The 21,072-nt window shown below is 54.2% G+C and carries 21 protein-coding genes and 1 tRNA gene; 10 read left to right on the forward strand and 12 right to left on the reverse strand.

Going from position 1 to position 21,072, the window contains the following annotated elements:
- Window positions 1-39 precede the first annotated feature (39 nt).
- From HXW73_RS08205 to pilB, 6 genes are all read right to left on the reverse strand, one after another.
- On the reverse strand, window positions 40-915 hold the full coding sequence (locus HXW73_RS08205) for a DNA replication terminus site-binding protein (RefSeq protein WP_186255730.1): 876 nt from the start codon (window positions 913-915) through the stop codon (window positions 40-42).
- Window positions 916-1,149 (reverse strand): DNA gyrase inhibitor YacG, encoded by a 234-nt coding sequence (gene yacG, locus HXW73_RS08210; RefSeq protein WP_186255731.1) that lies wholly within the window; start codon window positions 1,147-1,149, stop codon window positions 916-918. It lies immediately after the preceding gene.
- A 62-nt stretch (window positions 1,150-1,211) separates the two neighbouring features.
- Window positions 1,212-1,814, reverse strand: a complete 603-nt coding sequence (gene coaE, locus HXW73_RS08215) for a dephospho-CoA kinase (RefSeq protein WP_186255732.1) — start codon at window positions 1,812-1,814, stop codon at window positions 1,212-1,214.
- A gap of 39 nt (window positions 1,815-1,853) precedes the next feature.
- Window positions 1,854-2,699, reverse strand: coding sequence for a prepilin peptidase (locus HXW73_RS08220; protein ID WP_186255733.1), 846 nt, complete (start codon window positions 2,697-2,699; stop codon window positions 1,854-1,856).
- 21 nt (window positions 2,700-2,720) lie between these two features.
- Entirely contained in the window at window positions 2,721-3,953 is a 1,233-nt protein-coding gene (locus tag HXW73_RS08225) for a type II secretion system F family protein (RefSeq protein ID WP_186255734.1), read from the reverse strand.
- Window positions 3,954-3,956: 3 nt separating this feature from the next.
- The gene (gene pilB / locus HXW73_RS08230; protein ID WP_186255735.1) at window positions 3,957-5,714 is read right to left on the reverse strand and encodes a type IV-A pilus assembly ATPase PilB; all 1,758 of its coding nucleotides are present in this window, start codon (window positions 5,712-5,714) and stop codon (window positions 3,957-3,959) included.
- A gap of 240 nt (window positions 5,715-5,954) precedes the next feature.
- On the opposite strand from pilB, the gene HXW73_RS17950 reads away from it, so the two are divergent.
- The 8 genes from HXW73_RS17950 to HXW73_RS08270 all read left to right on the forward strand — a co-directional run bounded on the left by HXW73_RS17950 (window position 5,955) and on the right by HXW73_RS08270 (window position 12,760).
- A complete protein-coding gene (locus HXW73_RS17950) occupies window positions 5,955-6,422 on the forward strand; it encodes a pilin (RefSeq protein WP_186255736.1) in 468 nt (155 codons plus the stop codon).
- Between the two features lie 72 nt (window positions 6,423-6,494).
- Window positions 6,495-6,992 carry a pilin gene (locus HXW73_RS08240; protein WP_186255737.1) on the forward strand — a complete coding sequence of 166 codons (498 nt, stop codon included), beginning with the start codon at window positions 6,495-6,497 and terminating at the stop codon, window positions 6,990-6,992.
- A 131-nt stretch (window positions 6,993-7,123) separates the two neighbouring features.
- Window positions 7,124-7,576: an anti-virulence regulator CigR family protein gene (locus HXW73_RS08245; protein WP_240538746.1), complete on the forward strand. Its 453-nt coding sequence runs from the start codon at window positions 7,124-7,126 to the stop codon at window positions 7,574-7,576.
- A 25-nt stretch (window positions 7,577-7,601) separates the two neighbouring features.
- The gene (locus tag HXW73_RS08250; protein WP_186255738.1) at window positions 7,602-8,420 is read left to right on the forward strand and encodes an inositol monophosphatase family protein; all 819 of its coding nucleotides are present in this window, start codon (window positions 7,602-7,604) and stop codon (window positions 8,418-8,420) included.
- Between the two features lie 127 nt (window positions 8,421-8,547).
- A tRNA-Pro gene (locus tag HXW73_RS08255) sits at window positions 8,548-8,624 on the forward strand.
- 201 nt (window positions 8,625-8,825) lie between these two features.
- The gene (locus HXW73_RS08260; protein ID WP_186255739.1) at window positions 8,826-8,978 is read left to right on the forward strand and encodes a hypothetical protein; all 153 of its coding nucleotides are present in this window, start codon (window positions 8,826-8,828) and stop codon (window positions 8,976-8,978) included.
- Between the two features lie 99 nt (window positions 8,979-9,077).
- Window positions 9,078-9,272 (forward strand): GGDEF domain-containing protein, encoded by a 195-nt coding sequence (locus HXW73_RS18015; protein ID WP_186255740.1) that lies wholly within the window; start codon window positions 9,078-9,080, stop codon window positions 9,270-9,272.
- Between the two features lie 314 nt (window positions 9,273-9,586).
- Window positions 9,587-12,760 (forward strand): putative bifunctional diguanylate cyclase/phosphodiesterase, encoded by a 3,174-nt coding sequence (locus HXW73_RS08270; RefSeq protein ID WP_186255741.1) that lies wholly within the window; start codon window positions 9,587-9,589, stop codon window positions 12,758-12,760.
- 166 nt (window positions 12,761-12,926) lie between these two features.
- On the opposite strand, the gene HXW73_RS08275 is transcribed toward HXW73_RS08270, so the two are convergent.
- From HXW73_RS08275 to HXW73_RS08300, 6 genes are all read right to left on the reverse strand, one after another.
- Complete coding sequence (locus tag HXW73_RS08275; protein WP_186255742.1) at window positions 12,927-13,454, reverse strand: HPP family protein; 528 nt, start codon at window positions 13,452-13,454, stop codon at window positions 12,927-12,929.
- 179 nt (window positions 13,455-13,633) lie between these two features.
- Window positions 13,634-14,893, reverse strand: coding sequence for an MFS transporter (locus HXW73_RS08280; RefSeq protein WP_186255743.1), 1,260 nt, complete (start codon window positions 14,891-14,893; stop codon window positions 13,634-13,636).
- 82 nt (window positions 14,894-14,975) lie between these two features.
- Window positions 14,976-16,571 (reverse strand): antiporter, encoded by a 1,596-nt coding sequence (locus HXW73_RS08285; protein ID WP_186255744.1) that lies wholly within the window; start codon window positions 16,569-16,571, stop codon window positions 14,976-14,978.
- Between the two features lie 235 nt (window positions 16,572-16,806).
- The gene (gene narL / locus HXW73_RS08290) at window positions 16,807-17,472 is read right to left on the reverse strand and encodes a two-component system response regulator NarL (protein WP_186255745.1); all 666 of its coding nucleotides are present in this window, start codon (window positions 17,470-17,472) and stop codon (window positions 16,807-16,809) included.
- A gap of 2 nt (window positions 17,473-17,474) precedes the next feature.
- Window positions 17,475-19,325: a histidine kinase gene (locus tag HXW73_RS08295; RefSeq protein WP_186255746.1), complete on the reverse strand. Its 1,851-nt coding sequence runs from the start codon at window positions 19,323-19,325 to the stop codon at window positions 17,475-17,477.
- 126 nt (window positions 19,326-19,451) lie between these two features.
- Window positions 19,452-20,018, reverse strand: a complete 567-nt coding sequence (locus tag HXW73_RS08300; RefSeq protein ID WP_186255747.1) for a YIP1 family protein — start codon at window positions 20,016-20,018, stop codon at window positions 19,452-19,454.
- Between the two features lie 131 nt (window positions 20,019-20,149).
- On the opposite strand from HXW73_RS08300, the gene HXW73_RS08305 reads away from it, so the two are divergent.
- Together HXW73_RS08305 and HXW73_RS08310 are read left to right on the forward strand one after the other, a co-directional pair.
- Window positions 20,150-20,566, forward strand: a complete 417-nt coding sequence (locus HXW73_RS08305; RefSeq protein WP_186255748.1) for a MarR family transcriptional regulator — start codon at window positions 20,150-20,152, stop codon at window positions 20,564-20,566.
- Between the two features lie 55 nt (window positions 20,567-20,621).
- Window positions 20,622-21,050: a DUF488 domain-containing protein gene (locus tag HXW73_RS08310; RefSeq protein WP_342211946.1), complete on the forward strand. Its 429-nt coding sequence runs from the start codon at window positions 20,622-20,624 to the stop codon at window positions 21,048-21,050.
- Window positions 21,051-21,072: the final 22 nt, after the last annotated feature.

Below are 21,072 nucleotides of genomic sequence, written 5' to 3' on the forward strand. Positions count from 1 at the left end.
GCTTAAACCTGTTTGTGTAAACCTGCTGTTTAAATAAGCTTAGCGGTAGCGATACACGCGCAGGCTGGGTAAGAAAACATCGGACTCCAGCTTTTCATCGCGCCGAGTCGCGCGCGTCCGTTGCGGCTGGGGTTGAGTGGGCGGTGCCTTGATATCAGGCATTCCCAAGCGCTCGTTGGGTACAAAGAGGGGCATGGATACGTTTAACGCCCGTCGCGTGTGCCCATCCGCCAGTGGGTGGCTAAAAAAGAGATTGGCTCGCATTAGCGGTGCCTGGGTTTGAACCTGAGCAAGCGGTTCTTCGCTGGGTAAGCCTGCAAGACGACGCAGCTGCATTTTTATATGAGACGCATCGGTATCTAGCCGAAGTAGCTTTTGTTCGGCGTCTCTTACGGTGATGCGTTTAATCGAGCGTCCGCTTTGATACCAGGCAAAGCGCACTTTTGCGACTTCGGCATCAGCGATAGGTAACTGACGCCAGCATTGTTTTAAATGTAACCGCGCCAAACCCTCTTTACGTAAGACCCGATGAACATCCGGGTGGCGAGTGGTTAGTTGCGCTTTAGCCCCACTTAGCGCTTTGGGAGTGGTGCTCTTAATCTTCTGCAAGCCTGCATGGAATGCGTCTTTCGCTATATTTACATTGCGAGCCGCGTCGACAAGCTCATCGTTGGCGACAACGATACCCAGGTAGTTGCGTGTTTCCCGACCGTCCTGCCCCGTCTGATGCCAGACATCAAAGAGTGCCGCTCTGAACCCGTCTGGTGAAGGATCGGCTGTGGGTGACAGCATCCAGGTAGGCGGACACTGCGCTGCGTATTGCGTTGCGAGTATGTCCAACGCTGCCATCAGATCATCAAAGCACCGTTCAAGGTGCTGCATACGATGGTAGGCAGGGTAGTCGGGTGCGGTCATTTAGGAAAGCGGCGCATCGCGATCAGCCCTTGCCAGCAGGGCGTCGATATCGGCTTCGTCCATGGCGTTTTCACCGGCTATTCGGTGGGATTCTTCCGCCCAGGCACCCAGGTCGAGCTGCTGGCAGCGTTTGCTGCAAAACGGACGGAAAGGGCTCTCGCTACTCCATGCAACGGTTCGTGCGCATTGTGGGCAAGCGACTTCAAATGGGCTGTCGTTAGCAGGTTGAGGCATAAAATATCCGCAGGTGTAAAACGTAATTGGTGAGAGAAGCAGCCTTAAAGGCCGTTAATGGGTTACGACGAAAGTTGCGCGCGATAGTATTGGTCAAGTCGGGCGACTTGGCGCTGCATGTGCGCAATATCGCCACTGTTGTCGATGATGTTATCGGCACGGGCGCAGCGTTCGTCGCGCGACATCTGTGCGTCCAGAATAGCACGCACATTTGCTTCACTGACAGCGTCGCGCTCAAGCGTTCTGGATAGCTGCATGTCGGTGGGAATATCGATCACCAGGGTACGATCCACTAACGCCGCTTGGCCTGATTCGAACAGTAAAGGCGATACCAGCAGGGCATAAGGGGAAGGCCCCGACTGAATATCCTCAAGCGTGGCGATTAACCGCTCGCGGATGAGCGGGTGGGTGAGTTGCTCAAGCCAGTGGCGTTGTTCGGGGGCTTCAAAAATGATCTCGCGCAGGGCGGCGCGGTCGAGTGCCCCATCCTGATTAATTACCTCGGGCCCAAAATGCTGACGGATAGCGTCAAGCGCGGGCTCGCCCGGGGCGACAACCTCACGGGCCACGTCATCGGCGTCGACCCACCCAATGCCGTGTTCGCCAAAGGCGCGGGCGACTGTTGACTTGCCTGAACCAATGCCTCCAGTAAGGCCGATAATCATGGTGCGTCTACCTGTGGTATGTCATTTGGACCGTCAGGCTTAACTGACGATATTGAGGTATATCGCTAATATGTCGTTGCCAGCGAGCAGCATTATCCACCCGGCGAGCGCTAAAAAAGGCCCGAACGGCATGGGGGTGCCGCGCGCCTGGGGTGATGACGCCTGATAGGCCAGGCCGAGTATGGCGCCCAAACCGGCTGAAATCAGCACGACCAGCGGAAGCGATAGCCAACCTAGCCAGGCGCCTAATGCAGCGAGCAGCTTGAAGTCGCCAAAGCCCATGCCTTCCTTGCCGGTAGTGAGCTTGAACAGCCAGTAAAAACTCCAGAGGCTCATATACCCCACCACCGCGCCGATAACGGCATCGGCCAGGAAAGCAGGCTGGAAAAGCCATTGATAGATCAAACCGGCCCACAGCAGCGGCAGTGTCAAAATATCGGGCAGTAGCTGTACACGCCAATCAATGACGGCCAGGGCAAGCAGCGTCAAGCAGGCGCCATAAAGCCATAGCGCCTGCCAACTGGCGCCATAAAGCAGGGCGATACTGATAGCCAGGATGCCACCCGCAAGCTCGATGAGCGGATATTGCATGCTGATCCGAGCATTGCAGTGCGCGCAGCGCCCACGTCGTTTGAGCCAGCCAATCAGCGGCAGGTTATCGTGCCAGGCGATTGAGGCCTCGCAGCGCGGGCACATGGAGCGCGGCTGGGCAAGATTGAATCGCGGCGATGACTCTTCGTCCAGTGTGAGCTGGGCACGTGCCTCCTGACGCCACTGCCGCATCAGCATGACGGGGAGACGGGTAATCACCACATTGAGAAAACTGCCCAGGCATAACCCCAATAAAAAAACCAGTGGCCAGAAAGTGATCGAAAAATACTGCATGACATGCCTTTGCACGGCGCCTTACAGGGCCGAGCCTAAGTTAAAGATGGGTAAGTACATCGACACCACGACACCGCCGACCAATAGACCCAAGACCACGATAATCAGCGGTTCCATCAGCGAGGTTAAGGCATCCACCTTGTTGTCGACTTCTTCTTCGTAGTAGTCCGCGACGCGGTTTAGCATGGCATCCAATGAGCCTGCTTCTTCACCGATGCTGACCATTTGCACCGCCAGGGGCGGGAACTGATTGGTCATGCGCATGGCGAAGTGTAACTGCTGACCGGTGGCCACGTCATGGCGTGTCTGGGTGACGGCGCGTTCGTAAACCCTATTGCCGGTTGCCCCTGACGCCGTATCCAGTCCTTCGACCAGCGGCACGCCAGACGCAAAAGTGGTGGCCAGGGTTCGGGAAAACCTCGCCACTGCTGATTTATGCAGAATGTCACCTACGACGGGCAGGCGTAATATGACGCTGTGTGCGCGGTAAGCAACACGGGGAGAACGGTTTATTGCCTGCTTGAGCAGCAATACCCCCGCGATGACGCCCCCCAGTGCGTACAGCCAATAGCGCTGGGCGAGGGCCGACAGGTTGACCGTCACCTGCGTCAAGGCGGGCAGTTCTGCGCCAAAGCTGTCGAACATGCTTTCGAATTCGGGCACCACTTTGATCAGCAGCAGAAGGGTGACCCCGACGCCGATCAGTAGCACCGCAGAGGGGTACCACATGGCCTTCTTGACGCGGCTTTTAAGTGACTCGACTTTTTCCTTGTAAGTAGCGATGCGATCAAGCATCTCGTCAAGTGCCCCGGATTGCTCGCCGGCTTCAACCAGATTCACAAACAGGCGGTCAAAGTGCTTTGGGTGACGGCGCAGTGCATCGGAGAAGCTGGCCCCGGCAGACACATCGCTCATCATTTGCTGCACCAGACCTACCATCGCCGGTTTTTTGAGGCTCTCGGCGACCACCTGAAACGCCTGAAGTAGCGGAATGCCTGCCCGAATCATGGTCGCCATCTGGCGGGCAAACACCATGATGTCGTGTGGGCTGATTCGCCCGCGACCGCTGAGACCGCCTTTCTTGCGTAACCGCTTTACGTTGATCTGCTGATTGGCAAGCTCGCTGGTGACATCTGCCTTGCTACGACCAATGATTTCACCGCTAAGCGTGCGATTCTGAGGCCCTGTGCCTTCCCACTTCCAGCGGTAAAGCTGAATGCTAGGCTGACGACGAGCCCGAGGCGACTTGGCCATGGTTTACTCCTTGCTGATGCGGTTAACTTCCTCAAGGCTCGTGATCCCTTGCATCACCTTTAAAAGACCACTTTGATGCAAGCTCGGATAGCCCTCACGGCGGGCCAGTTGGTCAATATCCAGAGAGTTGGCATCGCGCATGACCAACTGGCGCATCGCATCGGTAATCGGCACGACTTCGTAGACACCCACACGGCCCTTGTAGCCATGGGTACACTGCTTGCAACCGACCGGACGAAATAGGGTGGCCTGCTGAATCTCCTGTTGGCTGAACCCTTCGCGTCTCAGTGCTTCGTGGGGAATATCAGCCGGTTCCTTGCAGTGAGGACATAGCTTGCGCGCCAGGCGCTGGGCAATGATCAAACTGACCGCGCTGGCAATATTGAAGGAAGACACCCCCATATTGGATAGACGAGTGAGGGTTTCGGCCGCCGAGTTGGTATGTACCGTCGACAGCACAAGGTGGCCGGTCTGGGCCGCTTTGATGGAGATCTCGGCGGTTTCCAGGTCGCGGATTTCACCGACCATGACCACGTCAGGATCCTGGCGCAGGAACGCCCTTAAAGCGCTGGCGAAATCCAGGCCGATTTTCGGCAGTACGTTGACCTGGTTAACGCCGGGGACTTTGATTTCCACTGGGTCTTCGGCGGTGCAGATATTGCGCTCTATCTGATTAAGGATATTGATGCCGGTATACAGCGATACGGTTTTACCGCTGCCTGTCGGGCCGGTCACCAGAATCATGCCTTGTGGCTGCGCCAGCGCCCGTTCGTAGTAACCGCGTTGGTCATCGGTGAAGCCTAACTGCTCGATGCCTAATTGCGTGGCGGTGGGATCAAGGATCCTCAGTACGAGTTTTTCGCCATACACGGTGGGCAGCGAGTTGACCCTGAAGTCGAGGGAGCGAGTACGTGAAAGCTTGAGTTTGATCGCCCCGTCCTGGGGCAGACGGCGCTCAGAGATATCCAGCCGGGCCATGATCTTCAGACGTGCGGCGATCCGGTTACGCATGGCGAAAGGTGGCCTGGCCACCTCGATCAGCATGCCATCAATCCGAAAGCGAACCCGGTACTGGGTTTCATAGGGCTCAAAATGGATATCCGAGGCGCCCCGGCGAATCGCATCCAGTAACAGTTTATTGACGAATTTGACGATCGGTGCGTCGTCGCTGTTCTGCGGTGCTTCCTCAAGGGGAGCGTCTTCACCGGCCGCCCCCTGGACAACATTCAAGGAGCTGACGGCATCGTCGATGTCATCAAGCTCCTCCAGCATGCTGCGCTCATTCTGGGTGAGATACTGGTTTAACGCCGTACTCAGTTGATCGACAGGCGCTAGCACCCCTTCAACGCTCAGCCCGGTGGCAAATTGCAGCTCATCCAGCTGGGTGAGCGTCGCCGGGTAGGGGACGGCGACGGTAAGCCGGTGGCCGTGACGCGCCAATGGCAGCACCGTCAAATTCTGAAGGACTTTAACGGGGTACTCGGCCGCTGGCGGCAGTGACGATAACCGCACGGCATTGAGATCAATCACCGGCAACCCGTACTCCCAGCCAGCGGCAATGGCTGATTGCCTAGGGTCCACCAGGCCGCTATCAACGACGTGTTGGAGCAGTGAAATATCCAAGTCGAACGCCGTCGCCTCAGCGGTGGCCGCCTGAGCCTCGGTCAGTAACCCGTGCTTGACCAGACGCTGGGCGATGCCGCGCAGCCCGCCCCGGGCGGCGGCATGACTTAAAGTGGACTCGAAATTGGGTTCGCTCATGCGTGACTCGTTGGTGAAGTGCGCTGCGGATTACTTTTACCATACTTGGCACGACAAGACAGTAGCGTCTCTTTAAGTCGAAAAGCTCAAGCCAAGCATCCTGCAGCCGATATAACTCATACTCAAGCGTTGGTGCGATATATTGATAAAGCAGAGACTGTCAGTTAATGTCACTTTATATTTCCCGTATCGCGATACTCAGCAGCCACGCTGGGTAGCATTCCCCAAGGAGACGTCTCCATGCAGCATTCTGCACAACCGGCAATTCGTAACAAGAAGCAGGGCGGTTTCACGCTGATCGAGCTGATGATCGTGGTGGCGATTATCGGTGTGCTGGCGTCAATTGCCGTGCCGCAGTATCAGAACTACACCGCCCGCGCTCAGGCCAGCGAAGGGCTGTCTGTGACAGCAGGCATGCGCGCAGATATTGCTGAGCAATACTCACTTCAAGGTGGAATGCCATCAACGGATGATATCGATGACTTGGTCGAAACCGACGATGAGCCAGCAGGTAGATATGTGCAAAATGCTACATATGCATTTGCAGAGGATACTGGCACTATCACTGTAACTTTTGATACCGATAGTGCGTTAGGGAATCGCACTATGCTCTTAGAAACTGACAATCCTCAAGATGGCTGGGTTTGTAAAGCTGGCACCACGGATGGTATTGACGAAAGTCGGCTTCCTGCGGGTTGTAAAGAATAGTCGTATCTTTGTATGGGGCCTTGATTGGCCCCTTTTAGATAGTAACGACCCCGTATTTTCAGAGGGATAAAAATGAAGGGAACCCAGCAAGGCTTTACGCTGATCGAGCTGATGATTGTGGTCGCCATCATCGGTGTACTGGCCTCTATCGCCATTCCGCAGTATCAGAACTACACTGCCCGCGCCCAGGTGTCGGAGGCTTTTAATCTGGCGTCCGCCTATAAAACGACCATGAGTGAGTTTTACGCGGTGAGAGGCCGCTTCCCTGATAGCAATGATGAAGCTGGTTTGCCTGAAGATGTGGATAGGAGCGGTAACGGCGGAGAAAGCAGTGACGACAGCTATGTGGCTTACATCGGCATTTGGCCTGGCGAAGAGAACTATGCGGCTCGTGTTGTCATGGAAATGAGCAATAATGCCAATAGCGCCATTGCGGGTAAATGGGTGGTGATGGAATCTGAAGCGACAGAGGGTTCTATTCAGTGGTCTTGCCGAACTACTACCGGTGCGGGTAATGCCCTCGATGAAAAATATTTGCCGGGTTCCTGCCGTGATCAAAAAGAGCTTTAAGCCCTCAAAAAGATATCAACTGTAAAGGTGTTTTTAGCATTTTTAATGTCTGTAAAATGCTCGTTGTTTGCTCAATCTCTGCGCATTTGCTTATTACACTGTAAGTTCTAAACCTAGATGTGGAGCTTACAGTGAAACCTTTCAAAATCGTTTCTATCGGTGGCATTGCCGCCCTGATGCTAAGCAGTGCCGCCATAGCCCAGCCTGACCATGCCCCGGCGCACGGCGCTCGTGATAAGCCGGATCATCAGGGACAAGCGCCCAAGCGTGATAATCGGTCTTATGATGATCGCGCCGCAAGGAATTATCGTGATGACTGGCCGCGTATTGAGGAACGGCTGCTACAGCGTCTGCTGCGCGAATATGGCGCGCCCAGGGCCGAGCCACTGCCTCCCGGGATCGAGCGCAACCTGGCACGAGGTAAGCCGCTTCCGCCAGGCATCGCCAAGCGGTTTGACGGGCCTATCACCCACGAGCTTCCTCATTATCCCGGCTATGAGTGGCAGCGCGTAGGTGCTGATGTGGTATTGATCGATGCGGCCACGCGCGTGGTTGTCGATATCCTGGTGGATGCACTACGCTAGGGCCTTGCCCATTAACGGAGTTGCTATGCCTGCCTATACCCTCAAAGAGCGCCTGGACATCGCCCGCTCGATTGCCGAACAGGCAGGGCAGATGATTCGTCAGGCTCGCCAGGAGCAATCTTTTGGCCGGCATTACAAGGCCGGCGATGAGCTGGTGACAGATGCCGATGTGGCGGTTGATCGCTTTATCAGTGATCAACTGGCATCACATTTTCCTGGCGAGACCCGTTTAAGCGAAGAGCTCTCTCCCGATCAGGCATTCAACGAAAGTGCCCCGCGGCTATGGGTTGTCGACCCGATTGACGGCACGGTCAACTTTGCCCAGGGGCTTCGCCATGTAGCGGTCTCGATCGGCTGGATGGAAAACGGTGTGGCAAAGGTCGGTGTTGTCCACGCACCGTTTCTGGAAGAAACCTTCACCGCCGCCGAGGGCGCTGGGGCCTTTTGCAATGACCAGCCAATCCAGCCAAGCGCCGCAAACGAATTGTCGCGCAGTCTTGTGGCAACGGGGTTTCCCTACCAGCGGGAGGCCCGGGAAGCCCTGTTGCCTCGCCTGGCCGCCGTATTGACCAATTGCCGCGATATACGCCGTAACGGCGCGGCCGCCCTGGATATTTGCGATGTCGCCTGTGGGCGACTGGATGCTTACTACGAAAGCGTATCGCCCTGGGATTTTGTCGCCGGCTGGGTCATTGCCCGTGAAGCGGGTGCCTGTGTGGGGCATCTTTACGATGTGCCGGCTGACGTGCCTGAAGATTTATATTCCCAACATTTGCTGGTGAGTACACCCGCCATTCACTCCGCAATGGCCAGGTTGCTACGCGATGCCGATAGCGCCGCATAGGCTGAAACGATGAATCCGTATGGTAGACAACCACTTGAAAAGAAAGCGCAAAAAGAGCTTTTCATTTGTTCGCTAAACCGCTAGTATACGCACCGTCTTGAGGCAAGAAATTAACGCCTTGATAAATCGGAGCGTGGCGCAGCTTGGTAGCGCGTTGCAATGGGGTTGCAAAGGTCGCAGGTTCGAATCCTGTCGCTCCGACCATAAATTTTATGAAAAACGGCCACTTAGCTAATGTAGCGAGTGGCCGTTTTTGTTTGCTTAGATTCTAGGTGGCAAATAGGTAGCAGGTGGCGGGAGCAGAAAAGAACAACTGGCAACAGCAAGTCGCCTTTTCACATCTCAGTTGCAGATCAGAACCTCTTTGTTTGGCGTTTTGGTTGCGACCAGACGGTATGGTGTCGATTGCTTCCAGGCTATCGGCTGATTCTGGTTGACCTAGCAGGTTTTGGCTGTGTCGCGCAGGAAGCCTACGATGAAGCGCGGCACGGTTCGCCAGTCGGACATGCCGAGGATATTGTGGCTTTGTGCGATGAACTGGCGCTCATGGGGCTGTGATACTTGGCCATTCCATCGGCGGCACGATTGGTATGCTTGCTTCCATTGAGCGGCCAAATGCCTTTCGCCGATTGGTCATGATGTGCAGTTCAGCCCGGGTTGAGGCTGGGCCGTGAGGCCATAAGCGATCCGCTGAGCGGCTCGCCTAACCGACGCCACTTTGATATCGCTATTAAAGATTTACTCTCCCGCGCTCTCGTTAATTTTCCTGGTGAGGGCTTTAGTTTGGCCATCTTGGATATTGATCATGTTAAACCGGTCAATGGCGAGCATGGCCATGACGTGGGGGATTAAGTGCTTCAACAGCTTGCCAAACTGCTCTTATCGAAGCTTAGTGGTCAAGATGTTGCCGCGCGCAATGGTGGTGAAGAATCTGCCATGCTGATCCAGATACCTCCATTGACGAGGCGTGCGGCGCTCTGGAACGATTGCGCTAAGCTATTGAAATATATCGCTGGCAACCTGTGCCCATTGCTGTCAGCCTAAGTTTCAGAAGCTACAAGCCGGAAGATACTCGCTAGAGACTCATGGGGCGAGCCGACAACGCTCTATATACCGCCAAGCACCAGGGGTGCGACCTCGTTACCAAAGAATAAAAGGAGCTTGCCATGCAAGCCAGAATGGGCGAGCTGAGCTCAAGAGAAGCGAGTGACTTACCGTATCGGATACGCGATGTCGCGATGGATGTCGGTTTGCTGATGGTTGCGACCGTTTTCATTCTACTGGGTGGGACGGGGCTCATCGGGCATCTCGCTGGTATTGCATATCCGCTGAGCGGGTTGATGGTGGCCGATGCGGCGCTGACCGGCTGTTTAGCAGGTCTATGCTTGCTAGGTTGGCTGTTGCAGCGACGCTGGTTAGCTTACCTGGCGGCTGCGCCATTGGCGCTGATCACCCTGTATACCCTGACACACAATGGGGTGTCAGGTGGTCCCTGGGTGGGTACATCCTGGGTATCAGGCGGGCCAAGAATTCTATCGGCGGCAGCGTTTCTGCTTTTTCTGGTTGCTCTTTGTACGACGCTTGGCATGAAGCTGGCTTGGTACCGACTCATATGGGGCGGAAGCGGGCTGCTGGCACTGGGCGCGGGTAGCTTTTCTCTGATGCTGTTGCTGTTTCCCGCCAGTCGTCTTGGCTGGGCAGACGGCTTTGTATCAGCCCCCATACTGGCCACTCTCTACGCTTTGCTTGGCGGGGCCGCCTTCGTTGGCGCTGCCTGGCGTGGCAGTCGTCAATTGCTCCCCCTTGGTTGGCTGACGCATCTCGCCACTGTGTGTGGTGTGATGGTGAGTTGCCTTGCTTGGTATACCCTAAGTTGGAGCGCACAGGGCCATATGCAACGTCAGGCGGCCACCTTGTTGGATAACGCCGCGCACAACGCCCGTCACGCCATGCAGGAACAACGCGAATTTATTCAACGTCTCGCCTGGCGGCAAGGACTGAACAGCCCCCTGGGCGAGTCGATACGCTGGGAGCATGATGTTCAGACTTACTTCCAGCACGCACCATACCTAAAGGCCGTTGCACTGATTGGCTCGGAGGGGGACCTTGAGGAATTGCGGGCCTCTCCTCAGCGCTACCAGCGCCGCCTTCTGACCGAGGATAATTATCCGAGTCTTCGTGATGCGCTATTCTCAGGGCGCTCAGAAACATGGGCACTTAAGGTGGATCGTCAGCCGAGTACGGTGTTGCTGGTTTCCTCATTGGGTAACTACGCGGACGGACAGTTGGTTGCCGAACTGGACTTGAAAGATTTGCTCAGGCGCGAACTTAGCGTGCCCCTAAGCCTGTTTCGGCTAACTGTCGGTGAAGGCACGCCCTATCTAGCATTAAGGCAACCCGGAAGGGCCATCGACGATACCCCTATTCGCCCGTTGCCGCACCTGGAAGAGCGTCATGTCGGTCTTCCTGGGGGGGCTCGCTTAACGTTTAACGTTCACATGGACTCTGTTTCAGGGATGTTGCGCGCCGGCATCATGCCCGCAGGGTTTGCTATTGCAGGCCTGACACTTAGCTATCTGTTGGCCCTAAGCCTGGGGTTGGTCAGGCTGATCCTCCTGCGGTCACGCGAGTTACTAGCGGCTCGACAGAAGCTTGAGGCGCAATATGATCTCGAACAACGCTACCGTTCGCTCTACCTCTATCATCCCGATGGCGTTTTATCGATCGATCGTGAAGGGCGTGTGATTACCGCTAATGAAGCCTGCGGCAAGATTACCGGGCGCTACAGCAATGAAGTACAAGGCAAGCATTTTTCGACACTGTTGCAGCCCCAGGATATCGAGCGAGTGCAGGCTATTTATGACGCGACCCTGGACGGCCAGCCAAACTGTGTGGAGTTACAGATAAGGCATCGAGAAGGGGATCTGAAGTCTCTGGAATTGACCACCATGCCGATCATTGTTGGTGGCGAAACGCAGGGTGTTTTTGGCATTGCAAAAGACATCACCCACCAACATGAGCAAGCCGCCCAGCTAGCTTATCAGGCCTCACATGATGTTCTGACCGGTCTGCCCAACCACACTGCCTTTGATGACTGCTTGAATGAAGCGTTCGCGGATGCACAGCAGAACGGTCAATTGCTGGTTGTCATGCACCTCGATCTGGATGGGTTTAAAACAATCAATGATGGGTTAGGTCATCACATTGGTGATCAATTGCTAATAGAAGTGGCTGCTCGGCTACGGCGAGTCACTGGTCAATGCGATACGTTGGTACGCCTGACGGGCGATGAATTTGCGTTGCTATTTACAGGGCTTCACGACTGTGACGAAGGCATCGTCATCGCCGAAAGGGCGCTGAATTCGCTGTTAGCGCCTTTTCAAATAGAAAGCAAACCGGTCCATATCAGCGCAAGCATTGGCATCGCGTGTAATAGCCACTCAATAGCGCACGCCCATGAACTGATGCAGCAAGCGGATATTGCCATGGGGGAGGCCAAACAACAGGGCCGCAATACTTGGCAGTGGTATCAGGGTGATGTGCAACGTATGACCAAAGCGTCGGTACTTCTTCGGCACGATTTGCATAAGGCGCTTCAAAACGACCAGTTTGAGCTTTACTACCAACCCATCGTCGAGGCGCGGAGTGGACAAATTCGGGGGCTGGAGGCGCTGATTCGTTGGCATCATCCTGAGAAGGGGATGATCTCGCCAGGTACGTTTATTCCCTTGGCTGAGCAGACGGGGCAGATCATTCCGCTAGGGCGCTGGATTTTGCATCGTGTCTGTCATGACGTCGCCTTCATGCAAACCACGAAAGGTCTTGGGGCGCCAGTCGCCATCAATATTTCGTCGTTACAGTTCCGTCGAAAAGGATTTTTAGAAGATATGCAAAAGGCCTTGGATGTATCAGGCGTATCCCCTGAACAGTTGGAAATCGAGGTGACAGAGAGCGTGCTGCTTGATGGTGCCGAGCAGGCGATTGAGCTGATTAACCGGCTCAAAGCAATGGGTATCAAGGTCGCGCTTGATGATTTTGGCACAGGGTTTTCCAGCCTCAGCTACTTGCGTGACCTGCCGATTCATAAGGTCAAACTGGATCGCGCCTTCATCAAGGACATTACTACGGATACACGTAATGCCGCTATCGTGCAGGGCATTATTACCATGGCGCATCATCTGAATCTGATCGTGGTCGCTGAGGGTATCGAAGACCGCGACCAACAACAGGACTTGATCCGTCGCGAATGTGATCTGTTGCAGGGCTTTCTTTTCGCCAGGCCGATGCCTAGGGACGTCGTGATGTCACTGCCGGAACGATTGCCTGTTTCTGACACATGAGGTCAGTCGACGACAGCGCGGTTTCGCTTGATAGAGGACTCAGTCAGTACGGGAGTTGAGCTGATCGAAAGACGCATCATAATTGACGTTTGCGGCCAGCCCTGGACTTGGCGATCCAATGAGATGAAAAGGGTGGATTTATGATCTTCTCTCCTTAACAGCCTCTTTACCAATAGCGGGGATAGCGTCGGTGGCGCGCAAGATTATTAATGGTAATGGCGACCGAAAGCATAATGATGCAGCCAACCCCAATGGGGAAAACCGGGTATAGCCAGCCTAACTGATGGACGTTTTCGCCACCCGCAACGGCCGTCAAGGCAGCAGCTGCACCCGGTGGGTGAACCGTATGGGTAAGCTGCATAACAAAAATCGATAGTGATACGGCGAGTGCCATGGCAATAGGGGTGGTGCCAAGCCATTGGTAACACACAACGCCTACTAACGCAGATAGCATACTGCCAAAGAGTACGTGGCTCGGCTGTGCAAAAGGGCTTTCAGGCGCCGCATAGATGAGTACTGAGGTGGCACCAAACGAACCAACAATGAGCAATTCTTTTGAGAGCCAGCCTGCGCTTAGCCAGCAAATCAATGCCATACCGCTGAAGGCACCGAGCCACGACCAGAAAGCGTCTTTCCAGCCTACGAAAGAGCGCTGAATAGTCCCACCGCGCATCTTGTTTAAATAGGTCTTCATTCTACGCCCGCATGCACCAAATGAGCGCGAATGATTACAAAATGCACTGTATTAATGCAAGTGAATAGTCGTAATGTATGGATGCAAGCGGTTCAAGATGCCCCTAAAGGGGCCTGGGTACAATGGGGCATCTCTGTCTCTTATGAAGCGTGACGCCGATATCAGCGAATAACGACTTTTTAACTCATTGCTTGTTTGTGGCGATCTTCGGTGAGCACTTTGACGCGTCGCTCCGTCCACCACATCCAGATGATTGAAACGAGCGTGACGCTGAAACACAGCATCCAGACAGTGGTGGCAACACCGGTCAGGTCGACCAGCGCGCCAAACATAATCGGTAGCAGAAAGCCGCCCAAACCACCGGCTAGACCCACAATGCCGGATACCAGCCCAAGGTTTTCATGGTAGTCGTTAGAAAGATATTTGAAGACAGAGGCTTTGCCGATTCCCCAGGCGATACCCACCACAAACAGTGCAGCGGTAAACAGCCATACGGGGATGCCAAAACCAAACTCTACGCGGCCTGCGCCACCCGCTCCCTGAACGCTGTAGTGTGTTTCGGGATAGGACATGATGAACAGCGCAATCAAGCTTGCCCATAAACAGGTCCAAGTTACAGTATGAGCCCCAAAGCGGTCGGATAACCAGCCGCCGAACGCCCGTATGACACCGGAAGGCAGCACAAAAATGGTCGCAATCACGGCGGCTAACTGGATGCCAAAACCGTATTCGTTCATGTAATAGCGCGTTAGCCATAAAGACACCCCTACATAGCCGCCAAACACAACCGAGTAGTACTGACAGTACTTCCACACATTGGGATCGTTGATGACTTTCAACTGGTCGCGGAAGGAGATGTTTTTAGTATTACGATGGCTTGGGTCAGTGAAGGTGAAAAACCAGAAGAAGGCCGCCGTACCGAGCATGATAATCGCGTATATATTGGGCACGGCCTGCCATCCGAGCATGACGATGACCGTAGGGGCTATATATTTGGTAACCGCCGCACCAGCGTTGCCTGCTCCGAAAATGCCCATCGCCAACCCTTGACGGTCCTTCTCGAACCACTTGGCTGTATAAGTAATACCCACTGAAAAAGCCCCACCGGAAAGGCCAATAAAGGCTCCCAGCATCAGCAACTGCCAGTAAGCAGTCGCGAACTGTACCAACCATATGGCGGGTATTATCACCAGCAAAACGACAAAGAAGACGGGGCGTCCGCCATAGCGATCGGTCATGGAGCCAAACGGTAGGCGAGCAATGGCACCGGTAAGAATGGGCACGGCCGTCAAGATGCCAAATTGGGTGCCATTTAACCCTAACTCCTCAGCGATCGGGACGCCGATTTCGCCAAACATGGTCCAGACCATAAAACACATGGTGAACGCAAAGGTGTTGGCAATTAGCACCGCATTCTGTTTAAAGCGATGGGTCGCCATGCTACCCCCTTATGTGAAAGCCCGAGCAAGAAGCACGAGTGTTGAGCGAGTGGAAGGTGTTTTGGTTGTGCCGAAGCGGGCGCTATGGGTTTTTAACGTAGGCGCTTTTGCGCAAGTAGAACCACCAGTTAATCGCCAGGCAGACGAGATAAAAGGCAGCAAACCCGTACATGGCAAATTCAGGGGTGCCCGCGCGGATCTGGTTGCCAAGCACCACTGGTGCGATAAAAGAGCCATAGCCAGCGATAGCGGCTGTCCAGCCCAGCACAGGCCCTTTTTTCTGGGCATCGAAAATAAAACCGATACTGCGAAAGGTCGAACCGTTGCCGATGCCGCTTGCGGTGAACAGCACGATAAACAACACCATAAACAGCCAGAAGTACTGGTTCGGATCGGTGGCGTTGTACGACAGCATCATCACGTAACCCGCTCCAACTGAGGCGAAGACCATGACGACGGTAATAATTTGCGTAACCAGGGAGCCGCCGAATTTATCAGCGATCCAGCCGCCGATTGGGCGTACCAATGCCCCGACGAAAGGACCAATCCAGGACCAGGTTAGCGCGCTGGGGGCGTCAGGGTTAGCGATGCGAGAAACGCTGCCATCCGCCGCGGTATCTACCATGCTGCCGAAAATGATCGTAATAGAGAGCGGTAGTGCTGAAGAAAAGCCAATAAAGGAGCCAAAAGTCAGAATGTAGAGCAGTGTCATCGACCAGGTGTGCTTATCGCGAAAAATTGCAAATTGCTTTTGGATATTGGGTTTAATCTCCTCGCCGGGCAGTAGCCGTAGCAACACAAGGGTAAGAACGATGGTCAGCGGCAGTGCAAGCCACATATTCAGCCAATTGAGCGCAATCAACCCTGCCAGGGTGGAGAGTATGCCCACCCCGTAAAGCCCCAGAATTTTGCCGAACGCTTGTAGCGGTGTACCAGGATTCGGACTAATAGGGCGCAGGTTATTCATGCCAAACCAGCCAGCGAAAGCGAGTGGAACCAAAAACAGCAGCCAGACGAACCCTGCATTTTGTATCCAGGTATTAGTGCCCGCTTCAATGCGTCCGATCAACGTGCCGCTGGCGCTTTCCAGCGCCATTGGTCCACCGGCGATGGCACCAAATAGGCTGATGGTCATCACCAGTGGCACCAGTATCTGCATGGTGGTAACGCCAAAGTTGCCTAAACCAGCATTCATGCCTAAGGCGTAGCCTTGTTGATGCTTCGGATAGAAGCTAGAGATATTACTCATTGAACAAGCGAAGTTGCCGCCGCCGATGCCAGAAAGTAGCGCCAACGCCTGAAACACCCAAAAAGGCGTTCCTGGATTCATCAACGCAAAGCCTGTACCGGCTGCCGGGATCATCAATAAGGCGGTGGTGAGAAAAATTGTATTGCGTCCACCTGCCAGGCGCAGCATGAAGGCAGCGGGAATGCGCAGTGTGGCGCCTGCTAAGCCTGCGGTCGCGGTCAGGGTAAACAGCTGGTCAGTGGAGAAAGGAAAGCCTAGGTTCTGCATCTGGGTAGTGATCATGCCCCACATCATCCATACCGCGAAGCCTATTAGCAGACTGGGAATGGAAATCCATAAATTGCGATTGGCAATCCGCTTGCCTTCTTTTTCCCAAAAGTCAGGATCTTCAACATCCCAGCGTTCAATGTCGGTATTTTTTCTGGCCATCGTGTACCTCTTTCGGCAAAAGGACTGCGTCTTTAAGCGAAAGATACGCGCTGGCTGAGAAGGGCGGAATAGGTGGAAAAATGGCCCAATATGCCCCACTACCACTTGTTAGGTATAAAGGAGGATTAAGTAACTACATGATTTTTAAATATTTAAATGCTTGACTGGGTAGCAAGGCACTGGCGAGCCTGCGTCGGCAGATTTTTAGGAGTATCCACACAGAGTTGTGGGCTATCTACTTATCGAGCCCTTCCTGAACAGCCCACACGGCAGCTTCGACTCGAGAGCGCAGGTGCAGTTTTTTTAATAAATGCTTCACATGGACTTTGACCGTGCCCTCGGTGATGTCGAGTTTACGAGCAACCAGTTTGTTGGACATGCCAGCCGCCAGCTCGCGAAGAATTTCCTTTTCGCGCTGAGTGAGTGCCTCCACCCCAGGCCCCGCGGGTGCTGAACGCTGATTGCGTAGGGCTTCAGCCAGCAAGCTGGTTAACCCTTCGCTGATCGCCATCCGCCCTTTAGCGGCTTGACGAAGTTGATGCACCATATCTTCCGGTTCCATATCCTTCAGTAGATAGCCGTCGGCACCGCCCCGTAGCGCATCGACCACATCGTCTTGCTGATCTGACACGGTGTACATGATCACACGCCCTGCATAGCCTGCATCACGCAGATGTTTAAGCGTTTCCAGCCCGTTCATATCCGGCATGTTCAAGTCTAACAGCACCATATCCGGCTCAAGTTTAATGGCTTGTTCAACGCCTTCACGGGGGGAGCCAGTGTCGAAAACCAATACCAGATCATCCTCAATGTCCAGCAGCTGTCGTACCCCTCGGCGCAGCAGGGGGTGGTCGTCAATGACGATAATGGTGGCAGTTTGATGATGAACCTCGCTAGGCATTCTTAGGTGCTCCCTTCCTCGATCAGTCGTTCAGTCTGTGGAGTAAACGTTAGATAGATACCGGTTCCGCCTTCTGGGCGGTTTGTAACGCTCAGATCGGCATCAATATTGTTGGCTCGGTCGCGCATGATAATTAACCCGTAATGCATGGGAGGCGAGCGGTCGTCTTCTAGACCGATACCATCGTCTTCGATAGCAAGAGTCAGCGCCGCCTGATGAAAGGTTAAACTCACCTGCGCCCAATGGGCATGGGCGTGCTTGAAGGTATTGGCGAGCGCTTCACGAGTCACTTGCAGTAGATGCACCTCTTCATTGGCGCTCAGCAAATGCGGAGGTACCTGATAGATCAAATCGACAGAAAAGCCCAGCCTTGCACTAAACTCATCGACAGTTTGTTGCAGCGCTGGATGAAGGCCCGGCTTATCCAGACTAAGACGAAAGGTGCCTAAAAGCTCCCGAAGCTGGCGGTAAGCGCTGTTGAGGCCTTCGCGCAGGTCGCCCATCACGCTGTTTTGTTGCTCAACAGGGAACTGCTTGGCCTGCATGCGCTCCAGCCGAGTGACCTGCATTTTGAGGTAAGAAAGCGACTGGGCTAGTGAGTCATGCAGTTCACGGGCGATGATAGTGCGCTCTTTAATCAGCGATAACTGTTGCTGCTCTTCAATGCGTTGCTGTAGATAAATAGCCGTCGCCAGGTGATCGGTGAGGGTATTAAGAAGCTGCCGAGTGGAGGCACTGGGCGGGGTAGCATAGCCGACCGTGAGATACCCCAGTGTTTGTTGGCCAATAGCCACCGGTTGAATCAGCGCTTCGTTGTCGTGGCCGACCTTGTTACTCCCATGGGGCGAGTCTTCCAGACAGGCAAAGCACGCCAAATCGCGGCAGAAGAGAGGGCGTTCAGCGGAGTGGGTCGCCAGAATCTCGGTGTCGCTGTCATCATGCTCGCTGTGCAGCGACAGCACGATGGGGCCAAGCTCAAGGAGTTTTTCCAGTTCACGTAGCATTGGCGCGGCGCTGGCACAGAGGTCATTACCCCCACCGTAGAGCATGCGGATGCCGTTATGAATAATTTGTAAGGCGCGGTTATGGCGCTCGAGCTCCGCCTGCTTGTGGGATACTCGGGCTTCTAATTCGCGGTAACTGGTATTGAGTTCGGCGGACATCTGGTCAAAGGTGCGTCCGAGCCTGCCGAGCTCGTCAAGGCTTTGAAAGTTCGAACGGTAGTCAAAATTTCGCCGACCGGCTTCACGGCTCAATACCATTAGCTGGCGCAGCGGTATCACCACATGCTGCCGGATGTCATACAGCGCTATGACGATCAAGGGAACGATGAGCACCAGAAAAAGAGCCTGCATCGCGCTTAACAGTTGTACCCGAGATTCAGCGCTGGCTTCAAGTTGAGAGACAAAGCGGTCAATATCGCCGATAAAATAATTTAACGCTGTCTTTGCCTCGCCGCTATCGGCTGTGTTGTTGTTTGTCATTTGCTCGATGAGTGGTACCAGCGTTTGATGCCATTGTTGTCGAAGTGCGTTCAAACCTTGTCGGCTTTCCTCGTCGCGCATGAAATTCGGCCCGGCAATTAGCTCTGAACTGTCCAATCGTGAAGAAAGCCGTTCCACCAGCTGAGCAACCTCTTGGTTACGTTGCTCACTGCGAGGGGCACGCTGCAGAGCTTCAATCAGTTGGGCGCTATTTAGTCGCAGCGATCCCGCGATGTTAATGGCAGCGGCATCCCCCTGACTGCTTTTGGCAATGACCACCGTCAAGCTCATGCTGGCAATCGCCATGGCGCTAATCACCAGTAAAAATGTCACCATGCGGGCAGCAAGCGAGCGTCGTAAAAGCGTCATGTCGCTCCCAGTGGGTCGAGGAAAGGTCTTGGCGAGTGGATCGTCGATCGAAGCCAAATGTAGTAAATATATTACTTCTTATTGCGCATAATATAACGTATTACGCTAAGAAGTCAGGCCGTTTCCTTAATAGGCCCAAATAACGGCTAGCAAAACGCCCCAACCAAGAATGCCTGCCGACATGATGGTGTAAGTAGCTGAGATGGTGGCTACATCGAGATTCTGGCGCGTGCAAAGCGCTTGTAACCCGTGGTAAATCAAACTGCATGAAATACCTAGCGCAGCAAGCACCACAAGTGCATTGAATATCAGGTTGGGTACCCATAGCGCGAGCGCAGACAGCCACAAAGGCAAAGGAGCCAAGGCAGCAAGCAAGTAGGCATCCTGATAGCTGATGGATAGTTGTTCGGTTCCATTGACGACGGCATGGATAATCCAGCCCATTATAAAAAATGTCAGCAGTTCGGCGAGAAAAAGCACCGTGGTGATAAACCGCCACTCCCGGTCTGCAAACCCCATCATGAAATTATCGCCGTAATGGGTGCCTGCAAAGTAGACCATGACGGGCGGCAATAAAGACATTGGTAACACCAGGCACCATGCCAGTGTCGGAATCGAGGGAGCACGTACTTTCAAGTCTTGCCAGCCGACCTCGTGGCTAAACGGCATTTTCATCCACGTTAACGGTTTCATTTTTCTCCCCTCTTACGGTACCAACGACGTTTGGTTATTTATATCATACAGTGATATTTTATATTTAGATGTTGCCAAGCTGACTGTCAAGCTGGCAGGTAACGCACGCTAAGAAAGAGTGGGTAGACGCTATGCACCAAGAATCTACACTCGATAAACAGGATTTTGAGTGTCTGTCGCAGTTTCGTTATCAGCTACGCTGCTTTTTACGCCACAGTGAGGATATATGCCGCCGACACGGGCTGACCTCACTGCAGTATCAACTGCTGCTGCATTTGCAAGGCTTTCGCGGACGCAATTGGGCAACCGTTGGCGAATTGGCCGAACGGCTGCAGGCCAAACACCACGGCACGGTCGCGTTAATCGACCGCTGTGAGCAGCTTGTGCTCGTGGAACGCTGCCAGGGGCATGAAGATCGGCGTCAGATAGAAGTGCACCTGACCGCAAAAGGAGAAGAGTTGGTAAGCCAGATTGCTGCCGAGCACCAGCCAGAGCTTCAGCACCTGCAAAAAGACCTGGTATTTCCTGCCTGGGGCAGCAAGGCGTAGCGGCAAGCCTCCCGTTTTCTTTCATCGACACTGTAGCGCCCTATGGGAGGACCTGATGTATCAGATTGAATTGAAGCGCGTATATGCGCCTGTTGAGGAAAGCGACGGAGCGCGTGTTTTAGTAGACCGGCTTTGGCCTCGCGGTAAGCCGCGTAGCGCGCTTGAACTGACAGAATGGTACCGGGATGCTTCACCCTCCACGGAGCTTCGTCGTCGCTATCACCAGCAGGCCATCAGTCAAACTGATTTTATAAAGCACTACCGCAATGAATTGACAGAGCAGCAAGATGCTCTACTTCCGCTAATGCGCTATGTCCGCGCAGGCACGTTAACGCTGCTCACAGCTAGCCGTCGTATTGAAGCGTCACACCTGCCGGTGCTGAGAGAGCAACTGCTTGCAGCGCTTGCGGAAGAGGACAGGCTTGATAGCGAACCTTCTTCACCGCCTTGCTGGGCGCATTCTGAGCCTGGCTCTCAGCGCTAGTCTCTTTTCTAATTCAGGTCTT

This window comes from Halomonas sp. SH5A2, assembly GCF_014263395.1.
GTDB lineage: Bacteria > Pseudomonadota > Gammaproteobacteria > Pseudomonadales > Halomonadaceae > Vreelandella.